The following is an 18,402-nucleotide window of genomic DNA, read 5'->3' on the forward strand; positions in this document are numbered from 1 at the left end:
TACGCGCATCACATCGCGCGTTCGAGTTTCTTCATCTTCGTCTTGATGCGCGTCTGCTTGAGCGGCGACAGGTATTCGACGAATACGCGGCCCATCAGGTGATCCATCTCGTGCTGAACGCACACGGCGAGCAGCCCTTCGCAGTCGAGCTCGAAAGTCTCGCCCTGCTCGTTGAGCGCGCGCACGCGCACGTGGTCGGGGCGTTCGACTTCGTCGTAGATGCCGGGCACCGACAGGCAACCCTCTTCATAAATCTGCTTCGCGTCGCTCGACCACACGATCTCCGGGTTGATGAACGCGCGCAGCTCGTTCTTCTCCTCGGAGACGTCGATCACGATCACGCGCTCGTGCACGTCGACCTGGGTGGCCGCCAGGCCGATGCCGGGCGCCGCGTACATGGTCTCGGCCATGTCGGCGACGAGCTTGCGGATTCGGTCGTCGACCTTGTCGACGGGTTTGGCGACCTTGTGCAGCCGCTTGTCGGGGTAATGAAGAATATTGAGCAAAGCCATGGTGTTCGGTATTCGGTGAAGCGGCGTGCCGCATCGGCCATCCGGCCGGCTGGCGCCGCCGCCGGGATGCAATGAAGATGAGGCGGATGCGTGGCATATCAATGCCGCGGATCACGCCTCCTGCAATCGGCCGGGCGCCTGCGCGCACGGCCCTGTCGAGTATTTCGGATGATGAAAATTTTATCATGGCACCACGCACTGCGCTGGCCGCCGCATTCGAGGGCAGCCTCATGTCGCCGCAAGCGCTGACACCGTCCGCGCTGCGCGCATGGCTGCAGCTCGCGCATGCGCCCGGTCTCTCGCCCGCCGTGTTGCAGGCGCTGCTCGCGGCATTCGGCTCGCCGGCGGCGTTGCTGGGCGCGTCCGACCAGGCCATCGCCGCCGTGAGCAGCCCCGCCGCCGCGCAAGCCGTGCGCGCGAGCGAGCGCGACGATCTCGATACGCGCACCGACGCCGCGCTCGCCTGGCTCGACGGGCCGGGCAATGCGTTCGTCACGCTGAGCGATCCGGCCTATCCACCGCGGCTGCGCGACCTGCACGATCCGCCGCCGCTGCTATATGTAAAAGGGCGGCTCGACCTCCTGCACGCACGCGGCCTCGCCGTGGTCGGCAGCCGCCATGCGACGCCGCAGGGGCTCGCCGATGCAACGCATTTCGCCCACGCGTTGTCCGATGCGGGTCTCACGATCGTCTCGGGCCTTGCGCTCGGGATCGACGGCGCCGCGCATCGTGGCGGGCTCGACGGCCGGTCGGGCACCGTCGCGGTGATCGCGACGGGCGCCGATCTCGTCTATCCGGCCCGGCACCGCGCGCTCGCCCACGAGATCGCCGCGCACGGCGCGATCGTGTCGGAATGGCCGCTCGGCACGCCGGCCCGCGCCGCGCATTTTCCACAGCGCAACCGGCTGATCGCCGCGCTCGCGATCGGCGTGCTCGTCGTCGAGGCCGCCCCGCGCTCGGGCTCGCTGATCACCGCCCGGCTCGCGAACGAGATGGGGCGCGATGTGTTCGCGATGCCCGGTTCGATCCACGCGCCACTCGCGCAGGGCTGCCACGCGCTGATCGGCGACGGCGCAAAGCTCACCGCGGCGCCGCTCGACGTGCTCTCGGAATACGGGCTGGGCGAGGCGGCGACGCGCACGACGGGCCGCGCGGCGCGGGCCGGCAAGCCGCGCGCGAACCCCGGCGAAATCCGCGAATCCGGCCCTGCCGGCATCGCGCAAGCGGATCGCGCCGTCGCAGCCGCCGCGCCGCCCCCAATCGAAGCTCCGCCACCGGGTGATCCATCGGAACAAGCGGTGCTCACCGCCCTCGGATATGGCCCCGTTACGTACGAATGGCTCGCCGAGCACAGTGGCCTGTCCGACGACGTGCTGCATGGCGCGCTGCTCGCGCTGGAACTGGCCGGCCGCATCGCGAGCGTCGCCGGCGGGCGCTTCGCGCGGCTTGACGCGGCGCCCACCCCGTCCGCGCGGGGCGTGCTACATTTCCCGCCATAGGGGCGGCCCCGGCCGCCGACGATACCCAAGGAATTCCATGCCCGCGCTGAATCTCGACACCGATGCAGATCGGATCGCCGAGCGCCTCGCCGATCCCGGCACGTTGCTGGTCGCCTGCCTGTGCGCCGAGTGGTGCGGCACGTGCCGCGACTACCGGAGCGCCTTCGACCGGCTCGCCGACGCGCATCCGGACGCCTGCTTCGCCTGGATCGACATCGAAACCCATGCCGACCGGCTCGACGATCTCGACGTCGAGAATTTCCCGACCATCCTGATCGAGGATGCCCATACCGCGCGCTTCTTCGGCACGGTGCTGCCGCACGCGGCGATCGTCGAGCGCATGCTGTCCGACCTCAGCGCGGTGCCCGGTGTGCCGCACGCACCGAAATTGCGCGACGTCCTGAACGTCGAAGCCTGAATTCGCGGGCCGGCGCGGCGGTTTTGCGCATGTTTGCGCGCCCCGCCGCGCCCGGCGCTTGCCGCCGTTGCGGCCCCCCTCTATGATGAGCCGCTTTTTACACGCCGAGCCGCCGTCGCTGCGGCGTGTGCTATAAAGCGGTCGTAAAAGGGACCCACAACCGGCGAACCCGGTCTACCACCACACACCTGTCATGTCCAAAGCACTGATCATTGCGGAAAAGCCTTCTGTCGCGAACGACATCGCACGCGCTTTGGGCGGCTTTACCAAGCATGACGAGTATTACGAAAGCGACGATTTCGTCCTTTCGTCAGCTGTCGGCCACCTGCTGGAAATCGCGGCCCCGGAGGAGTACGAGGTCAAGCGCGGGAAATGGAGCTTCGCGCATCTGCCCGTCATTCCTCCGCATTTCGACCTGAACCCGATCGCAAAAAGCGAGTCGCGCCTCAAGGTGCTCACGAAGCTGATGAAGCGCAAGGACGTCGACCGCCTGATCAACGCATGTGACGCGGGGCGCGAAGGCGAGCTGATTTTCCGCCTGATCGCGCAGCACGCGAAGGCGAAACAGCCGGTCCAGCGCCTCTGGCTGCAATCGATGACGCCGCAGGCCATCCGCGACGGCTTCGCGAACCTGCGCAGCGACTCGGACATGCAGCCGCTTGCCGACGCCGCACGCTGCCGCTCGGAAGCCGACTGGCTCGTCGGGATCAACGGCACCCGCGCGATGACCGCGTTCAACAGCAAGGGCGGCGGCTTCTTCCTGACCACCGTCGGCCGCGTTCAGACGCCAACGTTGTCGATCGTCGTCGAACGTGAAGAGAAAATCCGCCGCTTCGTCCCACGCGACTACTGGGAAGTGAAAGCCGCATTCGCATGCGCGGGCGGCTTCTACGAAGGCAAGTGGTACGACCCGAAATTCAAGCGCGACGAATTCGATCCGGAACGGCGCGACTCCCGCCTGTGGAGCCTGCCGGCCGCCGAAACGATCGTCGCCGCCTGCCGCGACCAGGTCGGCACGGTGTCCGAGGAATCGAAGCCGTCGACACAACTGTCGCCGCTGCTGTTCGACCTGACGAGCCTGCAGCGCGAGGCGAACGGCCGCTTCGGCTTCTCCGCGAAGAACACGCTCGGGCTCGCCCAGGCGCTGTATGAAAAGCACAAGGTGCTGACCTACCCGCGTACCGACGCGCGCGCGCTGCCGGAAGACTACCTGTCGACGGTCGAGTCCACGCTCGAGATGCTCAAGGAGAGCAACAACTACCTGCCGCATGCGAAACAGGTGCTCGACAAGGGCTGGGTGAAGCCGAACAAGCGGATCTTCGACAACTCCAAGATCAGCGACCACTTTGCAATCATCCCGACGCTGCAGGCGCCGAAGTCGCTGTCCGAGCCGGAGCAGAAGCTGTACGACATGGTCGTGAAGCGCTTCCTCGCGGTGTTCTTCCCGGCGGCCGAATTCCGCGTGACGACCCGGATCACCGAAGTCGCCGGCCATCACTTCAAGACCGAAGGCAAGGTACTCGTCGAGCCGGGCTGGCTGCAGGTGTATGGCCGCGATGCCGAAGGCGCGGACGCGAACCTCGTGCCGGTGCAGAAGAACGAGAAGGTGAAGACGGACGAGATCGCCGCCGTCGCGCTGGTGACGAAGCCGCCCGCACGCTACTCGGAAGCGACGCTGCTGTCCGCGATGGAAGGCGCGGGCAAGCTGGTCGAGGACGACGAGCTGCGCGAGGCGATGGCCGCGAAGGGCCTCGGCACGCCGGCCACGCGCGCGGCGATCATCGAAGGCCTGCTCGGCGAGAAGTATCTGCTGCGCGAAGGCCGTGAACTGATCCCGACCGCGAAGGCATTCCAGCTGATGACGCTGCTGCGCGGCCTCGGCGTGAAGGAACTCACGGCGCCCGAGCTCACCGGCGAATGGGAATACAAGCTGTCGCAGATGGAGCGCGGCAATCTCGGCCGTGACGCGTTCATGCAGGAAATCGCCCGCATGACGCAGCAGATCGTCAAGCGCGCGAAGGAATACGATTCCGACACGATCCCCGGCGACTACGCGACCCTCCAGACACCGTGCCCGAACTGCGGTGGCCAGGTGAAGGAAAACTACCGCCGCTTCGCGTGCACGAAGTGCGAATTCTCGATCTCGAAGATTCCGGGCAGCCGGCAATTCGAGATCCCGGAAGTCGAGGAGCTGCTGCAGAAGAAGGAAATCGGGCCGCTGTCGGGGTTCCGCAGCAAGATGGGCCGCCCGTTCTCGGCGATCCTCAAGCTGTCCTTCGACGACGAGACGAAGAACTACAAGCTCGAGTTCGATTTCGGCCAGGACCAGGGCGGCGAGGACGGCGAAGCGCCCGACTTCTCCGCGCAGGAACCGGTCGGCGCGTGCCCGAAGTGCAAGGGCCGCGTGTTCGAGCACGGGATGAGCTACGTGTGCGAGCACTCGGTGGCGAACCCGAAGACCTGCGATTTCCGCTCGGGCAAGGTGATCCTGCAGCAGGAAATCACGCGCGAGCAGATGGGCAAGCTGCTGGCCGACGGCCGCACGGATCTGCTGCCGAACTTCAAGTCGTCGCGCACCGGCCGCAACTTCAAGGCGTTCCTCGTGAAGCAGCCGGACGGCAAGATCGGCTTCGAGTTCGAGAAGAAGGAGCCGAAGGCCGCCGCCGCGAAGAAGACGGCCAAATCGGCGGCGAAGGATGCCGAAACCGTGACCGAAGGCGCCGAAGAGAAACCGGCACCGGCACGCAAGACCGCCGCCCGCAAGACGACGGCGCGCAAGACGGGTTCGTGACGGCTCGGCCGCCGGGCGCCGCTTGCGGCGCGTCCGGCGCCGGCACGCAGCCATAAAAAAAACGCGGATCGATCGATCCGCGTTTTTTCTTTGTGCCGGCCTGCGCGCGACCGGGGGCGCCGAGCCGTTACAGCGGCGACGGCACCGCCACGCGCGTGCGCGGCGAGCGCGCAAGACGCGGCTGCAGGTTCGGATCGGTCGATTCGGGCTGCTCGGCCCGCATCTCGACGCCGATCGGCGGCAGCGTCGCGGCCTGTGCGGCCCACTGCTCGCCCATCGTCGCGTCGGTCGAATGGCTGAAATGCTCGACGAGGTGGTCGATGAACGTGCGGACCTTGGCAGGCAGGTGGCGCCGGCTCGGGTAGGCGATGTTGATCTCGACCTGCGGCAGCCGGAATTCCGGCAGCAGCCGCACCAGCGCGCCGCGCGCGATGTCGCTGCCGATCAGGTAGCTCGGCAGGATCGCGACGCCCATTCCGAGCAACGCGAACTGGCGCAGCATCGCGGTGTTGTTCGCGACGATCACGTTGGTCGGGCGCACGCGCACTTCGCCGTCCGGCCCGGTGAACACGCGCTCGTCGCCCCAGTATTCGGTCGGCAGGCTCAAGGCCGGATGCTCGGCGAGCTGTTCCGGATGAATCGGCACGCCGTGCTTCTCCAGATAGCTCGGCGTCGCGCACACGGTCATGCAACCGGTGGTCAGGCGCCGCGTGACGATGCTCGCGCTGCGCATCTGGCGCGTGACGACGATGCCGACGTCGAAGCCTTCCTCCACGAGATCGACCTGCCGGTCGACCAGCGTGAGATCCGGCACCACTTTCGGGAAATTCTCCGTGTACGACTGCAGCACGGGAGCGAGGTTGTGCAGGCCGAACACGACCGGCGCAACGATGCGCAGCGTGCCGACCGGCTCGTGATTGCGTGCGACGACCATCTGCTCGACGTCCTCGAGCTCGTCGAGGATCTGGCGGGCACGCTCCAGATAGACCTGACCCGACTCCGTTAGGGAGAGGCTGCGCGTGGTGCGGTTAAGCAAACGCGTGCCGAGCCGGCCTTCCAGATCGGCGACGTGGCGCGTCGCGACCGCGTTGGAGATATCCATTGCGCTCGCGGCCCGCGCGAAACTGCCGAGATCTGCAACCTTGACGAACACGCGCATCGACTGCAAATGATCCATAAACGACTCCTGCCGCTGTTACAACTTCAAAAAGTTGAAGCCTATGCGTAATTCTCCTACGACAGCGGAAATGATGCAGAGTTGCTCAACAACGGGGCTGTTGACGATAAAAATAGTCAAAAATCCTCGGCTTCCGCGGATAGTTGATCCAATTATTCTGCTTGAAGCAACAATTGGGTGAACCTCGTCGAGTAAGCGACCGAATCAGAAAGGACATATTTGATGCGACACAACAGCGCACCCCTTCGCCCGGCGCGCGCGCGGCGCGGAGGATGGCTGCGCCGATTGCGGCGGAGCGTAACAACCTGTTAAAAAGACCCCACGAAGGCGGCCGACGTAGCATCATGTCGGCCCCGGCCGGGCGGAACGGGCGCGCAAGGTGCGCCGCTGCCCGCCCCGCTTTCAACGCGCGACACCCCCGTTCACCATGAAAATTGCCATTCTCGACGACTACCAGGACGCCGTCCGCAAGCTGAACTGCTTCGAGATGCTCGCCGGACACGACGTAAAGGTCTTCAACAATACGGTGCGCGGCCTGGGACAGCTCGCCAGCCGTCTGGCGGAAGTCGAGGCACTCGTGCTGATTCGTGAACGGACCCCGATTACTTCACAGCTGCTCGCGAAGCTGCCGAACCTGCGCATGATCAGCCAGACCGGCCGTGTGTCGAGCCACATCGATCTCGACGCGTGTACCGACCGCGGCATCGCCGTGCTCGAAGGCACCGGTTCGCCGGTCGCGCCGGCCGAGCTGACCTGGGCGCTCGTGATGGCCGCCCAGCGCCGCATCCCGCAGTACGTCGCGAACCTGAAGCAAGGCGCGTGGCAGCAGTCGGGCCTGAAGACGTCGGCGCTGCCGCCGAACTTCGGCCTCGGCCAGGTGCTGCGCGGCCAGACGCTCGGCATCTGGGGCTACGGCAAGATCGGCCGGCTCGTCGCCGGTTACGGCAAGGCGTTCGGGATGAACGTGCTGATCTGGGGCCGCGAGCATTCGCTCGAAGCCGCGCGCGCCGACGGCTACACGGCCGCCGAGAGCCGCGAAGCGCTGTTCGAGCAGAGCGACGTGCTGTCGCTGCACCTGCGCCTGCACGACGACACGCGCGGGATCGTGACGCAGGAAGACCTGATGCGGATGAAGCCGACGTCGCTGCTCGTCAACACGAGCCGCGCCGAGCTGCTCGAGGAAAACGCGCTCGTCAACGCGCTGTCGCGCAACCGTCCGGGGATGGTCGCGATCGACGTGTTCGAGAGCGAACCGATCCTGCAGGGCTACAGCCTGCTGCGGATGGAAAACGTGATCTGCACGCCGCACATCGGCTACGTCGAACGCGAAAGCTACGAGCTGTATTTCAGTGCCGCATTCCGCAACATTCTCGCGTTCGACGACGGCGACATGTCGAGCGTCGCGAACCCGGAAGCGCTGACGCCGATCCGCAAGCGCTGATCGCACGGGCTGCGCACGTCGCGCGGGCCCGTTGCTCCATTCCCGATCGTCAGGCGGCCGCGCGGCCGCCCGTCATCGCGCCGACCCGCGAGAGAAAATGCTCGCCGTCGCGCCGCCCGAGATCGTACGCATGCCGCATCTGCGACGGGCTCGTGTAATCCCAGCTCGAAATCGGCACCTTGCTCGACGGCTGCACGTACAGCCGCCGCTGGTCGCCATGCGCGACCGTGAACATTTGCGGACGCGGATACAGCCGCGTGACGAGCACCAGCACGTCGCCCGGCGACGGGTCGAGCGCATCGACCGGCACGTTGTCGACCATCCCCCCGTCGAGCACCGGCCGGCCGCCGCGTCGCAGCACCGGCGTGAACGGCGGCGTGCAGGACGACTGCAGGATCAGGTCGGCGAGTTCGTCGACTTGCGTGCAGGCTTGCGCGCGCACGAATTCGGGCCGGAAACCGAGCGTGCGCCCGAGCGTCGGGTGCAGCGTCTTGCGCACGTACTTTTCGATGTTGTACGCGACGAGGCCGGCGGCGACCGCGCTGCGTGCGCCGAGCCAGCGCGGCACGTGCGACACGCCGATGCGGATCTCCGGCGCCGCGGCGAGCTTCGCGAACGGCTCGCCGTAGATGTCGAGTAACGCCTGGCGATAGATCCGGTAGTGCGGAAACACCGGCTCGCGACCGAACAGGTTGCCCCAGTACGCGTTCTTCCGGTTGTGGCGCAGCGCCTCTTCGTAATAGCGCATCACCCACGCGGCGTCGCGCGTATACAGCATGCACGCCGTGGCCGCGCCGGCCGAGATGCCGGTGATCACGCGCGGGCGCAGGCCGAGAGCCGGCTGCGCGACGTCCCAGAAGCCGGCCTGCCACCAGCACCGATTGCCGCCGCCCGCAAAGACGATCTGGTCGAACATCGCGCCGCTCAGCTGACGAGCGCGTAGGTCGACGTCGCGTGGACCGCCATCTTGCCGTCCTCGTCGAACAGCTCGACTTCGCCGAACACGAGGTTGCGGCCCATCCGCAGCACGCGCGCGGTGACGAGCACGTCGCCCTTGCGCACGGGACGCATGAAGTTCGTGTTCAGCGACACCGTCGTCATCGGCCGGAATTCGCCGAGCGCGGCCGAGATCGCCACCACCATCGCGGTGTCGGCGGCCGCCGTGAACACCTGGCCGCAGATCACGCCGCCCGAATGGCGGAATTCGCCGGAAAACGGCAGGCGCAGCGTGACGCTGTCGTCGCCGATCGACACGGGGACCAGACCCAGCGAGCGGACCCACGGGGCCAGCAGGCGATCCAGCAATTCGCGGACTGCGTTTTCGTCCATCTTCGAATGTCCAGAAAGCGTTGCGCGACCGCCGCGCAGCGCGTGTGGCGTCATCATACCGGGAGCGCGCAAACTGCGACCGCTCGTTATCGCGCTGACAGCCGCCGTTGTCTTGACGAAATATTTTCAGGAAATTGGCACAAAGGGCTTGCCAAGTCTGAAATACTCACGCATAATCTTTCTTCTGTTGGGGGCGTTAGCTCAGTTGGTAGAGCAGCGGACTCTTAATCCGTAGGTCGAGTGTTCGAGTCACTCACGCCCCACCAGGAATTCCAAAGGCCGGTCAGCGAAAGCTGACCGGCCTTTTTCTTTTCCGACTGTCGACGAAGCGTCGACCGATTGTTTTGCCCTACGGTGCGCGATTGGCCGCGGCACGTAGCTCGGTCCGCCTATCACTTCCGCACTTGATCCCGTTGAACGCGCAACGCTTTTTCGTCAGTCAGCAACTTTGCCAAGCCATCCCTGAGGAACTTTTGTCCTCAGCCAACTATCGGGATAACGATGGAGCAACGGGTGAAACCGATTTACCCGTCAGCAACTGAACAAGCCCCGACGGATCGACTCGTCGCCGAGATTCGATCGCCCAAATGCACCGGAAAGTAGTGTAGCGGCCGATCTTCCCTAATAGGGCCGTGTCCAGCTTCCGTTGCCTTGCTTCCCATGCCAATCGCAATGGTTTACGCGCTCGAAACCCACCGCCCATACCGGTTGCAGGCGTCGTAGACGTCAAACCGGCCCAAACTTGGCCCTGTGATTCGCGGCCAAGTCCGCCCGCGAGACGGTGACAACCAGCGGTCGTGCCTCGTGCCCGCGCGCAACCGCGATCGACGCGCCCGCGCTGTGCACGCAGACGGTGATCATTTGTGAGCATGGCCGGCAACCACCAGTTGTTGCACATATTGCATTTATTGCAGTTAAGCGCTACGCTTGCCATCGCAGTGCTGCGATGGCAAGCGTAGCGCTTAACTGGTTTTTGACTTTGAGAGAGGAATATATGCGCACCGTAGAGCGGATTCGGGAGATGACGCCACCGGAGATGACCAAGAAGGACCTCGAAATGGCAAGCGTTGCACAACGCTGCATCATGGAAGCCCTGGATCATTCGCGCGCGGCAAAAATCACCCTGACGACCGATGCCGGGGACCATCCAACTATCGCCCTCCCACCAGCCTCACTGAAACTCATCGGGCAACTGCTCGGCGCTATAAGTGAGGGCCAGCCGATCACCATCATGAGAGCGGATCGCGAATTTACGACCGTGGAGGCCGCTAACTTCCTCAACGTATCGCGTCCATTCGTGATCAAGGAAATCGAGGCGGGCAGGCTCAAACATCGCATGGTCGGCACGCACCGGCGGATCGCACTTGAGGATCTTAGCGAGTACGCACGCCAAATGCGCGAAAAGCAAGTGGCGGCACTGGATCGGCTGGCAGAGAACGCCGAAAAACTGGGGCTGGATTACTGACATGGCCGGTCACGTACGTTATACGGCCCTGCTCGATGCGTGCGTGCTGTTTCCTATTGCGGTTGCCGACTCCCTCATGAGTCTCGCCACCACAGGACTCTTTGCTGCGAAGTGGACTCAATGCATCGAGCAGGAATGGATCACTAACCTGGAAACGCTTCGGCCTGAGCTCGCAGGCAGACTCGAAGTACGGCGAGATGGCATGCGGGACGCCGTGCTGGATTGGGAAGTGCCCGAATCCGCATGGACACCGCTCGTTGCAAACATGAGCCTCCCCGATCCTGGCGACAGGCATGTATTGGCAGCGGCCATCGCGGGTCATGCCGATTGCATCGTGACGGCCAATCTAAAGGATTTCCCAGCCGAGAGCGTCGGCCCGTATGGAATCGAAGTCATCCATCCAGACCGCTTCATCATCAATCAATGGGATCTGGACTACATCTCCACCATGTCGGCATTCAAAGGCATGCGGAGACGATGGAAAAATCCGAAAGCAAGCCCCGAGGATTTCGCCCAAGCGCTTGAACGCAATGGCTTACCAGCGACGGCGCAGCGTATTCGTGACGCAGCCGAGTTGATCTAGATCGCAATCTACCATTCGAAGCGAGGCTTGGACTCGACAGGGATTCCTGCCCCTTGCAAAAACGATGGCTCATAGATGCGAGCGGCAATATATGCTTGATTTCAAACGAGTTTATGCATACCACTTAATCCGTAGGTCGAGTGTTCGAGTCACTCACGCCCCACCAGGAATTCCAAAGGCCGGTCAGCGAAAGCTGACCGGCCTTTTCCGTTTTGGCCGCCGCACTCGCGGCGCGCGCCTTTTGCGGTACGCCACCGCACGCCCGTTGCGCATCGTTTCCGCTAGAATCGTCCGACAAATATCACACGACCGGCGCAGGTATCGTCGCCTGCCCGCCGGCACTGAGAGAACATGGGACGTCAGACATGGAAGCATGTGAACGAGACGCGACCCTTCAGAGGGCATGGTTGCATCAATATCGGCCTGTCCGTCGAGATGAGCCGCTCATCCGGGCACAACCGAATCCGCACGACGCACGAACCGGATTACGTCATGCCCGGTAAGGACGCGCTGGTCGCGCTGATGATCGGTGTCATCCTGTCCGTGCTGGCGGGCGTACTCGCCATCACGGCAAGCCGGGAACCCGGCCGCCTGGTCCGCGCGCCGGGCACGGTCGTGCGTATCGTCCAGGACAGCGATGCGATGCGCGCTTACCGGCCGATCGTCGCGTACCTCGCGAACGACGGCCGCCGCCGCGAAGTCGCCGGCAATACCGCCTCGGCGGTCCCCGCATACGACATCGGCGAAAACGTCGATGTCCTGGTCGATCCCGACCACCCCGAGCGCCCCGCGCTGATCGACGATTTCACCCAACGCTGGTTTCCGGTGGCCGTGCCGGCGCTGCTCGCCGTCGCGTCGTTCGCGATCGGCAGCCTGCTGATCGCCGGCGAGCGTCGCCGCCGGCAATCGGAGCCGGCGCGGCCCCGCGTCGCACGCAAGGCGGCACGGCGCCGCTGGGATGTCGCGATCGTGCTGATCCCGATCGCGATCGGCACGGGCTTCGTCGCCGGCGCCGGCGCGGCCGGCCTGCGTCAGTGGCAGATCGTCCACCACTATGCGCGCTCGACCGGCCATGTGGTCGAGATCGCGAAAAACGGACGGTCGTCACGGTCGCGCACGTCGCTGTATTCGGCCATCGTCGCGTTCACGACCGACAACGGGCGCCTGATCACGTTCGCCCAGGGCGCGGCGTCGTCGCACCCGGATCTGCACGAAGGCGACGCGGTCAGCGTGCTGTACGATCCCGTCACCCCAGAGCGTGCGCTCGTCGACCGCTTCTGGGATCGCTGGGGCCTCACGGCCATCCTGTTCGCGATCGGCGCGCCGTTCCTAGCAGCGGGGCTGTTCGTCGCCGCGACGTTATGGCCCGACCTCCGGCCGCACGAAACGGCACCATGACGCACGCGCGGTGCGGCAGCCGTCGCGACGCGCGCGTCACCGCTCCCTGAACGCCTCCACCTTCGCGCGATTCCCGCACGTGCGCATGTCGCACCACCGCCGCCCGACGCCGCGGCCGCGATCGATGAAGAACCACGTACACCGGCCGCACTGCCGCACGCGCGCGAAATCGTCGCTGCGCATCAGATGCTCGAAACCGAGCGCGACCGCATCGATCCAGCGCGACGCGGCACGCGCGTCGGGCCGCCACGCGAAGCGGCCGCCGACCGCATCGAACGCGCTGCGCCCGATCGCGTCGCGGATCGCCACCGCGAGCCGGTCCGCCGCGCGCGCCCCCGCGCTGCCGCCGCCGTCGGCCCTCAGGTGCGCGATCGCGACGTACGCATCGTCGCGAAAGCGGTGCAGCGCCGCCAGCTCGTCCGGGCCGTCCTGGCGCGGGTGACGCAGCAGCCGCGCCAGATCGTCGGGCGCCAGCAACCCCGCTTTCCCGGCCCATGCGCGCACCGCCGGCCAGTCGACGAGCTTGTCTTCGTCGCGCGTCTTGCCGGTATCGGCCACCGTGTTGAGGAAGTCGAGCGCCGGATGGCCGCCGACGAAATCGGCCGCGCTCCATTCATGCCCGTGTCGAGCGGGGTCGGATCGAGTAACCATTTATTTTCACCTATCGGTTTCACATCCGGAGCATCCGGCGTAACCTGTTAACCACCGAAACAGGTTATCACGGAGAAGCCGATGCTCGAACTCCCGAACCGCTTCAATTTCGAAGGCCACCGGATTGCATGGGGCACGCTCGGCGAAGGGCCGCCGCTCGTGCTCGTGCACGGCACGCCGTTTTCGTCGCAGGTATGGCGCCGGATCGCGCCGTGGCTCGCACGGCGCCATCGCGTGTATTTCTACGACCTGCTCGGCTACGGCCAGTCCGACATGCCGGACGAGGACGTGTCGCTGGGCCGTCAGAACGCGCTGTTCGGCGCGCTGCTGAACGAATGGAAACTCGCGCGGCCGCGCGTGCTCGCGCACGACTACGGCGGCACGACCGTGCTGCGCGCGCACTTTCTCGACGGCATCGCGTATGCGGATCTCACGCTCGTGAACCCGGTCGCGATCGCGCCGCAAGGCTCGCCGTTCGTGCGCCACGTCGCGCAGCACGAAGCCGCGTTCGCCGGCTTGCCCGCGTACGCGCATCGTGCGCTCCTGTCGGCCTATCTCGGCAATGCGGTCGCGCAGCCGTTGAGCGACGACGTGCTGTCGATCTACCGTGCGCCGTGGCTCACGCCGGCCGGCCAGGCCGCGTTCTATCGTCAGATCGCGCAGATGCGCCAGCGCTACATCGAGGAGGCGGAGGCCCGCTACGCGCCGCCGGACTTTCCGGTGCGCATCGTGTGGGGCGAGGACGACGTGTGGATTCCGCGCGAGCAAGGACAAGCCCTGGCCGATCGCATCGCGAACGGCAAGCTGATCCGGGTTCCGCACGCGGGCCATCTGGTTCAGGAAGATGCGCCGGAAGCGATCGTCGCAGCCGTGCTCGACGGATACGCGCCGGACTGAGCCGGCACCGCGTCTCGCGTCACGACGCCGGCACGCGGGCGCCGTTCGAGCGGCCCGCGAATTCTACCGACGCGTCGAGGTGCGCCAAAAACGCAAATCGGCCAACGACATGAGCCGATTGAATCACGCTCGCGCCGGCTGCGATGCCGGCGCGAGCGCGTTGCACGCCGCTTACCACGGCAACGAATACGTCTTCGTATTCGTGAAGCTCTTCATCGCCTCCTGCACGCCTTCCTTGTACCCGAGCCCCGAATCCTTCACACCGCCGAACGGCGTCAGTTCGAGTCGATAGCCCGGCACCTCGCGCACGTTCACGCTGCCGACTTCCAGCTCGGTGATGAAGCGCGTGATGTGATCGAAGCGGTTCGTGCACACCGACGACGACAGCGCGTAGTCGGTGCTGTTCGACATCCGGATCGCTTCGTCGATGTCGCGAAAGCGCATGATCGGCGACACCGGGCCGAAGGTTTCATGCTTCACCAGCGGCATGTCGGGCGTCACGCGATCGACGACGGTCGGCGAATACAGCGCACCCTCGCGCACGTTGCCGACCAGCAGCCGCGCCCCGCGCGCGATCGCGTCGTTCACCTGCTGCTCGCAGAATTTCGCGGCCGCTTCGTCGATCACCGTGCCCATGTCGACCGACGGATCGGACGGGTTGCCGTACGACCATGCGCGCGTTTTCTCGACGACCAGCTCCGTGAAGCGATCGGCCACCGCCTCGTGCACGAGCATCCGCTTGATCGCCGTGCAGCGCTGCCCCGAATTCTTGTACGAGCCCGACACCGCGAGCGTGCTCGCTTCGTCGAGATCGGCGTCTTCCATCACGATGATCGGATCGTTGCCGCCGAGTTCCAGCACCGCGCGCCGGTAGCCCATCCGCGCGGCGATCGACTTGCCGATCGACACGCCGCCGGTGAACGTGATCATGTCGATCGCCGGGTTCGTGATCAGCTCGTCGGCGATCTCCTTCGGGTCGCCGGTGATCACCTGCAGCATCTGCGGCGGCAGGCCGGCTTCGTACAGGATGTCCGCGAACAGGTAGCACGACAGCGGCACTTTCTCCGACGGCTTCACGACGATCCGGTTGTTGGTCGCCACCGACGGCACGATCTTGTGCGCGACCTGGTTCATCGGATGATTGAACGGCGTGATCGCCGAAATCACGCCGAGCAGCGGGTCGCGCTGCGTGTACACGCGGCGCTTCTTGCCGTGCGGCGTCAGATCGCACGAGAAAATCTGCCCGTCGTCCTTCAGCACTTCGCCGGCGCCGAACGTCAGCACGTCGGCCACGCGGCCGGCTTCGTACGTCGAATCCTTGATGCACAAGCCGGCCTCGGCCGTGATCAGCGCCGCAATCTGCGCGGTGCGCGCGCGCACGATGTCGGCCGCGCGGCGCAGGATCGCCGCGCGGTCGTGGCGCGTGAGCGTCGGCCGGTACGCACGTGCGACCGCGAACGCGCGGCGCACGTCGTCGAGCGTCGCCTTCGGCACGGTGCCGACCAGCGCGCCGTCGTACGGGTTGCGCACGTCGATCACCGCGTCGCGGTAGATCTTTTCTCCATCGATTCGCAGTGCTTCACGATGAAGCGTGCCGACGTCCGATGATTCTGCAATGGCGTTCATGAGTGTCTCCTGGCGGATGCGTCCGCGTCACTGCAGATGGTTGAGCGCGATGTCGATGATGTCGAAGTTGCGCAGCCGCGCGCGGCCCGTGACGTCGGTCGCGACCGGCTTGCTGAAGATCAGCGGCACGATCTGCTCGGAGATCCCGCCGTGCGAGCGCAGCGGCACGTCGAGGCCCGACAGGTCGTGCTTGATGCGGCGCGTGCCGAGCACGACGTCCTGCTTCGAGATCACGATCAAGTCGCCCATCCGCGCGGGCGGCAGCTCGAAGCGCGCGCAGCCTTCGGCGCCCGTCAGCACGACCTCGATGCCGTCCACCGCGGCGAGCCGCGCGCGCAGCGCATCGGTGTCGGCCGTCGCCGGCACGTAGACGGTCGCGAACGAGCCGAGCGCACCGTGGTGCACGACGTACGGATCGGTGATCGGCAGGATCACGCGCGCCGCATCGTGGCCGAGCCATTCGTCGAACAGCTCCTGCAGGTAGACCACGTTCGGCTCGCCGGTCGCGTCGTCGTGCTTCGCGTTCATCCCGTGATCGGCGGTGATCGCGACGATCGCGCCGAGTTCGTCGAGACGCTGCAGGTACGTGTCCATCATCGCGTAGAACGCGTTCGCACCGGGCGTGCCGGGTGCGCACTTGTGCTGCACGTAGTCGGTGGTCGACAGGTACATCAGGTCGATCGGGCGCGTCTCGAGCAGGCGCACGCCGGCGGCGAACACGAACTCCGACAGGTCCGCGCTGTACACGCTCGGCACCGGCTTGCCGACCAGCTCGAGCACGTCGTCGATGCCGTTTTCCTCGATGCTCGCTTCGTCGGCCTTCTCCGACGAGAAGCAGATGCCCTTCAGCCCCTTGCCGAGCAGGCGGCGCAGCTTGTCCTTCGCGGTGACGACCGCGACGCGCGCGCCCTGTTCGGCGAAGGTCGCGAGCACGGTGGGCGCGACCAGGTACTTCGGATCGTTCATCAGCACCTCGGCGCCGGTGTCGCGATCGTAGAAGTAGTTGCCGCTTATCCCGTGGATCGCCGGCGGCACGCCGGTGACAATCGACAGGTTGTTCGGGTTCGTGAAGCTCGGCACCACGCACTCGCCCTTGAGCGCGGTGCCCGGCTTCAGCAACGTGCGCAGGAACGGCGCGACGCCGGCCTCGGCCGCTTCCTCCAGATATTCGTATGCGCAACCATCGACGCAGACAACCACCACGGGACGGCTCATCCAGTTGTAGCGGCGGCCGTTCACTTCCACGGATACAGGCGTTTCAGTCATGACGTTCATTCCTTTCAGGTCGAAGGGGTGAGCCGTCGGCGCCCGCGCCGCGCCGAAGGGAGGTGTTTTCCATGCTTGACATTAAAATTGATGATTTGTAGATTGTCAACAACATGCAGAGAACAGAAAGCAAAACAACGTTGCAGCAAGAGGGCTGGTCTCCACTCATCCGCCGTGTGCCGCGGCGCCACAGTCAAGGGGTCTGAAGATGAACGAGGTGCTGGTAAAGAAGCGTTTGAACGCATGGGCGGCGGGCGCGGCCCGTATCGCGCTGGCCGCGGCGATGGCGGTCGGCGCCGCGCAGACAGCGCACGCCAAGACGTCGCTGCTGGTCTACACCGCGCTGGAAGACGAGGCGATGAAGCCCTACAAGGACGCGTTCGAGAAGGCGAACCCCGATATCGAGATCCGCTGGGTGCGGGACTCGACCGGCTCGGTCACCGCGAAGCTGCTCGCGGAGAAGAACAATCCGCGCGCGGACGTCGTGCTCGGCCTCGCCGCCTCGAGTCTCACGCTGCTCGACCTGCAAGGCATGCTGATGCCGTACACGCCGAAGGGCTTCGACCAGCTCACGCGCAAGTACAGCGACGCGAACACGCCGCCGCACTGGGTCGGCATGGACGTGTGGGGCGCGACGATCTGCTACAACCGCGTCGCCGCGCAAGCGAAGAACATCCCGAAGCCGACGTCGTGGGAAGACCTGACGAAGCCGGTCTACAAAGGCGCGATCGTGATGCCGAGCCCGGTGTCGTCGGGCACCGGCTACCTCGACGTGACCGCGTGGCTGCAGACCTTCGGCGACGACAAAGGCTGGAAATTCATGGACGCGCTCGACAAGAACGTCGCGCAGTACGTGCACTCGGGCTCGAAGCCGTGCACGCTCGCCGGCACCGGCGAATTCCCGATCGGCATCTCGTTCGAGTTCCGCGGCCACGAACTGCAGGCGCAGGGCGCGCCGATCGATCTCGTGTTCCCGAAGGAAGGGCTCGGCTGGGACATGGAAGGCACGGCGATCATGAAGACGACGAAGCAGCCCGACGCCGCGAGGAAGCTCGCCGACTTCATGGCGAGCAAGGAAGCGAACCAGATCACCGCGCGGTGGTGGGCGATCGTCGCGTATCCGGGCGTGGCGCGAAAGCTGGCCGGCATCCCCGACAACTACTCGGATCTGCTCGTGAAGAACGACTTCGTGTGGTCGGCGAAGAACCGCCAGTCGATCCTCGATACGTGGCAGAAGCGTTACGGGGCGAAAGCGCAGCAATAACGCCGCGACCCACAGCGGGGCCGCGCCGCGCGCCGCCCCGCCTTCCTCTTTCCGTCGTCGAATCCGGCCCCCGGGCCGCCCCTCC

16 protein-coding genes and 1 tRNA gene are annotated in these 18,402 nt (G+C 65.6%); 10 read left to right on the plus strand and 7 right to left on the minus strand.

Features of this window, described 5'->3' with window-relative positions; translation table 11 throughout:
- Nucleotides 1–8 precede the first annotated feature (8 nt).
- Nucleotides 9–512 carry a peptide deformylase gene (gene def, locus CFB46_RS03855; RefSeq protein ID WP_006477461.1) on the minus strand — a complete coding sequence of 168 codons (504 nt, stop codon included), beginning with the start codon at nt 510–512 and terminating at the stop codon, nt 9–11.
- A gap of 185 nt (nt 513–697) precedes the next feature.
- Between def and dprA the strand changes: the two genes are divergently transcribed.
- The 3 genes from dprA (at nt 698) to CFB46_RS03870 (ending at nt 5,220) form a co-directional block, all read left to right on the plus strand.
- The gene (gene dprA, locus CFB46_RS03860) at nt 698–2,011 is read left to right on the plus strand and encodes a DNA-processing protein DprA (protein ID WP_227789669.1); all 1,314 of its coding nucleotides are present in this window, start codon (nt 698–700) and stop codon (nt 2,009–2,011) included.
- Nucleotides 2,012–2,048: 37 nt separating this feature from the next.
- Nucleotides 2,049–2,429 carry a thioredoxin family protein gene (locus CFB46_RS03865; RefSeq protein ID WP_027785765.1) on the plus strand — a complete coding sequence of 127 codons (381 nt, stop codon included), beginning with the start codon at nt 2,049–2,051 and terminating at the stop codon, nt 2,427–2,429.
- 193 nt (nt 2,430–2,622) lie between these two features.
- On the plus strand, nt 2,623–5,220 hold the full coding sequence (locus CFB46_RS03870) for a DNA topoisomerase III (RefSeq protein ID WP_027785766.1): 2,598 nt from the start codon (nt 2,623–2,625) through the stop codon (nt 5,218–5,220).
- 127 nt (nt 5,221–5,347) lie between these two features.
- Here the strand turns inward: CFB46_RS03870 and CFB46_RS03875 are convergent, their stop codons facing one another.
- Nucleotides 5,348–6,397 (minus strand): LysR family transcriptional regulator, encoded by a 1,050-nt coding sequence (locus CFB46_RS03875; RefSeq protein WP_089499285.1) that lies wholly within the window; start codon nt 6,395–6,397, stop codon nt 5,348–5,350.
- A gap of 427 nt (nt 6,398–6,824) precedes the next feature.
- On the opposite strand from CFB46_RS03875, the gene CFB46_RS03880 reads away from it, so the two are divergent.
- Nucleotides 6,825–7,838, plus strand: a complete 1,014-nt coding sequence (locus tag CFB46_RS03880; protein WP_089499286.1) for a D-2-hydroxyacid dehydrogenase family protein — start codon at nt 6,825–6,827, stop codon at nt 7,836–7,838.
- Between the two features lie 49 nt (nt 7,839–7,887).
- Here the strand turns inward: CFB46_RS03880 and CFB46_RS03885 are convergent, their stop codons facing one another.
- Both CFB46_RS03885 and CFB46_RS03890 read right to left on the minus strand, forming a co-directional pair.
- Nucleotides 7,888–8,754 (minus strand): patatin-like phospholipase family protein, encoded by an 867-nt coding sequence (locus CFB46_RS03885; protein WP_027785769.1) that lies wholly within the window; start codon nt 8,752–8,754, stop codon nt 7,888–7,890.
- An 8-nt stretch (nt 8,755–8,762) separates the two neighbouring features.
- Entirely contained in the window at nt 8,763–9,167 is a 405-nt protein-coding gene (locus CFB46_RS03890; protein ID WP_027785770.1) for a PaaI family thioesterase, read from the minus strand.
- Nucleotides 9,168–9,357: 190 nt separating this feature from the next.
- Between CFB46_RS03890 and CFB46_RS03895 the strand changes: the two genes are divergently transcribed.
- The 4 genes from CFB46_RS03895 (at nt 9,358) to CFB46_RS03910 (ending at nt 12,613) form a co-directional block, all read left to right on the plus strand.
- Nucleotides 9,358–9,433, plus strand: a tRNA-Lys gene (locus tag CFB46_RS03895).
- Between the two features lie 515 nt (nt 9,434–9,948).
- Nucleotides 9,949–10,632 carry an excisionase family DNA-binding protein gene (locus CFB46_RS03900; RefSeq protein WP_256980631.1) on the plus strand — a complete coding sequence of 228 codons (684 nt, stop codon included), beginning with the start codon at nt 9,949–9,951 and terminating at the stop codon, nt 10,630–10,632.
- A gap of 1 nt (nt 10,633) precedes the next feature.
- Nucleotides 10,634–11,215: a PIN domain-containing protein gene (locus CFB46_RS03905; RefSeq protein WP_089499287.1), complete on the plus strand. Its 582-nt coding sequence runs from the start codon at nt 10,634–10,636 to the stop codon at nt 11,213–11,215.
- 351 nt (nt 11,216–11,566) lie between these two features.
- Nucleotides 11,567–12,613: a DUF3592 domain-containing protein gene (locus tag CFB46_RS03910; RefSeq protein WP_089499288.1), complete on the plus strand. Its 1,047-nt coding sequence runs from the start codon at nt 11,567–11,569 to the stop codon at nt 12,611–12,613.
- A gap of 36 nt (nt 12,614–12,649) precedes the next feature.
- Here CFB46_RS03910 and CFB46_RS03915 read toward each other — a convergent pair whose 3' ends face one another.
- Nucleotides 12,650–13,264 (minus strand): CGNR zinc finger domain-containing protein, encoded by a 615-nt coding sequence (locus tag CFB46_RS03915; protein ID WP_089499289.1) that lies wholly within the window; start codon nt 13,262–13,264, stop codon nt 12,650–12,652.
- An 81-nt stretch (nt 13,265–13,345) separates the two neighbouring features.
- Here CFB46_RS03915 and CFB46_RS03920 point away from each other — a divergent pair, with 81 nt between their 5' ends.
- On the plus strand, nt 13,346–14,161 hold the full coding sequence (locus CFB46_RS03920; protein ID WP_089499290.1) for an alpha/beta fold hydrolase: 816 nt from the start codon (nt 13,346–13,348) through the stop codon (nt 14,159–14,161).
- A 171-nt stretch (nt 14,162–14,332) separates the two neighbouring features.
- Here CFB46_RS03920 and phnY read toward each other — a convergent pair whose 3' ends face one another.
- Entirely contained in the window at nt 14,333–15,787 is a 1,455-nt protein-coding gene (gene phnY, locus CFB46_RS03925; protein ID WP_089499291.1) for a phosphonoacetaldehyde dehydrogenase, read from the minus strand.
- Nucleotides 15,788–15,814: 27 nt separating this feature from the next.
- The gene (gene phnA / locus CFB46_RS03930) at nt 15,815–17,053 is read right to left on the minus strand and encodes a phosphonoacetate hydrolase (RefSeq protein WP_027785777.1); all 1,239 of its coding nucleotides are present in this window, start codon (nt 17,051–17,053) and stop codon (nt 15,815–15,817) included.
- 208 nt (nt 17,054–17,261) lie between these two features.
- Between phnA and CFB46_RS03935 the strand changes: the two genes are divergently transcribed.
- Nucleotides 17,262–18,317 carry a putative 2-aminoethylphosphonate ABC transporter substrate-binding protein gene (locus CFB46_RS03935; RefSeq protein ID WP_089499292.1) on the plus strand — a complete coding sequence of 352 codons (1,056 nt, stop codon included), beginning with the start codon at nt 17,262–17,264 and terminating at the stop codon, nt 18,315–18,317.
- Nucleotides 18,318–18,402: the final 85 nt, after the last annotated feature.

The organism is Burkholderia sp. HI2761, from assembly GCF_002223355.1.
Classification (GTDB): domain Bacteria; phylum Pseudomonadota; class Gammaproteobacteria; order Burkholderiales; family Burkholderiaceae; genus Burkholderia.

Excerpts from the sequence above, each read along its gene's own strand:
- CFB46_RS03880 (WP_089499286.1), top strand. The coding sequence starts at position 6,825 with ATGAAAATTGCCATTCTCGACGACTACCAGGACGCCGTCCGCAAGCTG.
- CFB46_RS03910 (WP_089499288.1), top strand. The coding sequence starts at position 11,567 with ATGGGACGTCAGACATGGAAGCATGTGAACGAGACGCGACCCTTCAGA.
- CFB46_RS03905 (WP_089499287.1), top strand. The coding sequence starts at position 10,634 with ATGGCCGGTCACGTACGTTATACGGCCCTGCTCGATGCGTGCGTGCTG.
- CFB46_RS03890 (WP_027785770.1), bottom strand. The coding sequence starts at position 9,167 with ATGGACGAAAACGCAGTCCGCGAATTGCTGGATCGCCTGCTGGCCCCG.
- CFB46_RS03885 (WP_027785769.1), bottom strand. The coding sequence starts at position 8,754 with ATGTTCGACCAGATCGTCTTTGCGGGCGGCGGCAATCGGTGCTGGTGG.
- dprA (WP_227789669.1), top strand. The coding sequence starts at position 698 with ATGGCACCACGCACTGCGCTGGCCGCCGCATTCGAGGGCAGCCTCATG.
- phnA (WP_027785777.1), bottom strand. The coding sequence starts at position 17,053 with ATGACTGAAACGCCTGTATCCGTGGAAGTGAACGGCCGCCGCTACAAC.
- phnY (WP_089499291.1), bottom strand. The coding sequence starts at position 15,787 with ATGAACGCCATTGCAGAATCATCGGACGTCGGCACGCTTCATCGTGAA.
- def (WP_006477461.1), bottom strand. The coding sequence starts at position 512 with ATGGCTTTGCTCAATATTCTTCATTACCCCGACAAGCGGCTGCACAAG.
- CFB46_RS03870 (WP_027785766.1), top strand. The coding sequence starts at position 2,623 with ATGTCCAAAGCACTGATCATTGCGGAAAAGCCTTCTGTCGCGAACGAC.
- CFB46_RS03915 (WP_089499289.1), bottom strand. The coding sequence starts at position 13,264 with ATGGTTACTCGATCCGACCCCGCTCGACACGGGCATGAATGGAGCGCG.
- CFB46_RS03935 (WP_089499292.1), top strand. The coding sequence starts at position 17,262 with ATGAACGAGGTGCTGGTAAAGAAGCGTTTGAACGCATGGGCGGCGGGC.
- CFB46_RS03875 (WP_089499285.1), bottom strand. The coding sequence starts at position 6,397 with ATGGATCATTTGCAGTCGATGCGCGTGTTCGTCAAGGTTGCAGATCTC.
- CFB46_RS03920 (WP_089499290.1), top strand. The coding sequence starts at position 13,346 with ATGCTCGAACTCCCGAACCGCTTCAATTTCGAAGGCCACCGGATTGCA.
- CFB46_RS03865 (WP_027785765.1), top strand. The coding sequence starts at position 2,049 with ATGCCCGCGCTGAATCTCGACACCGATGCAGATCGGATCGCCGAGCGC.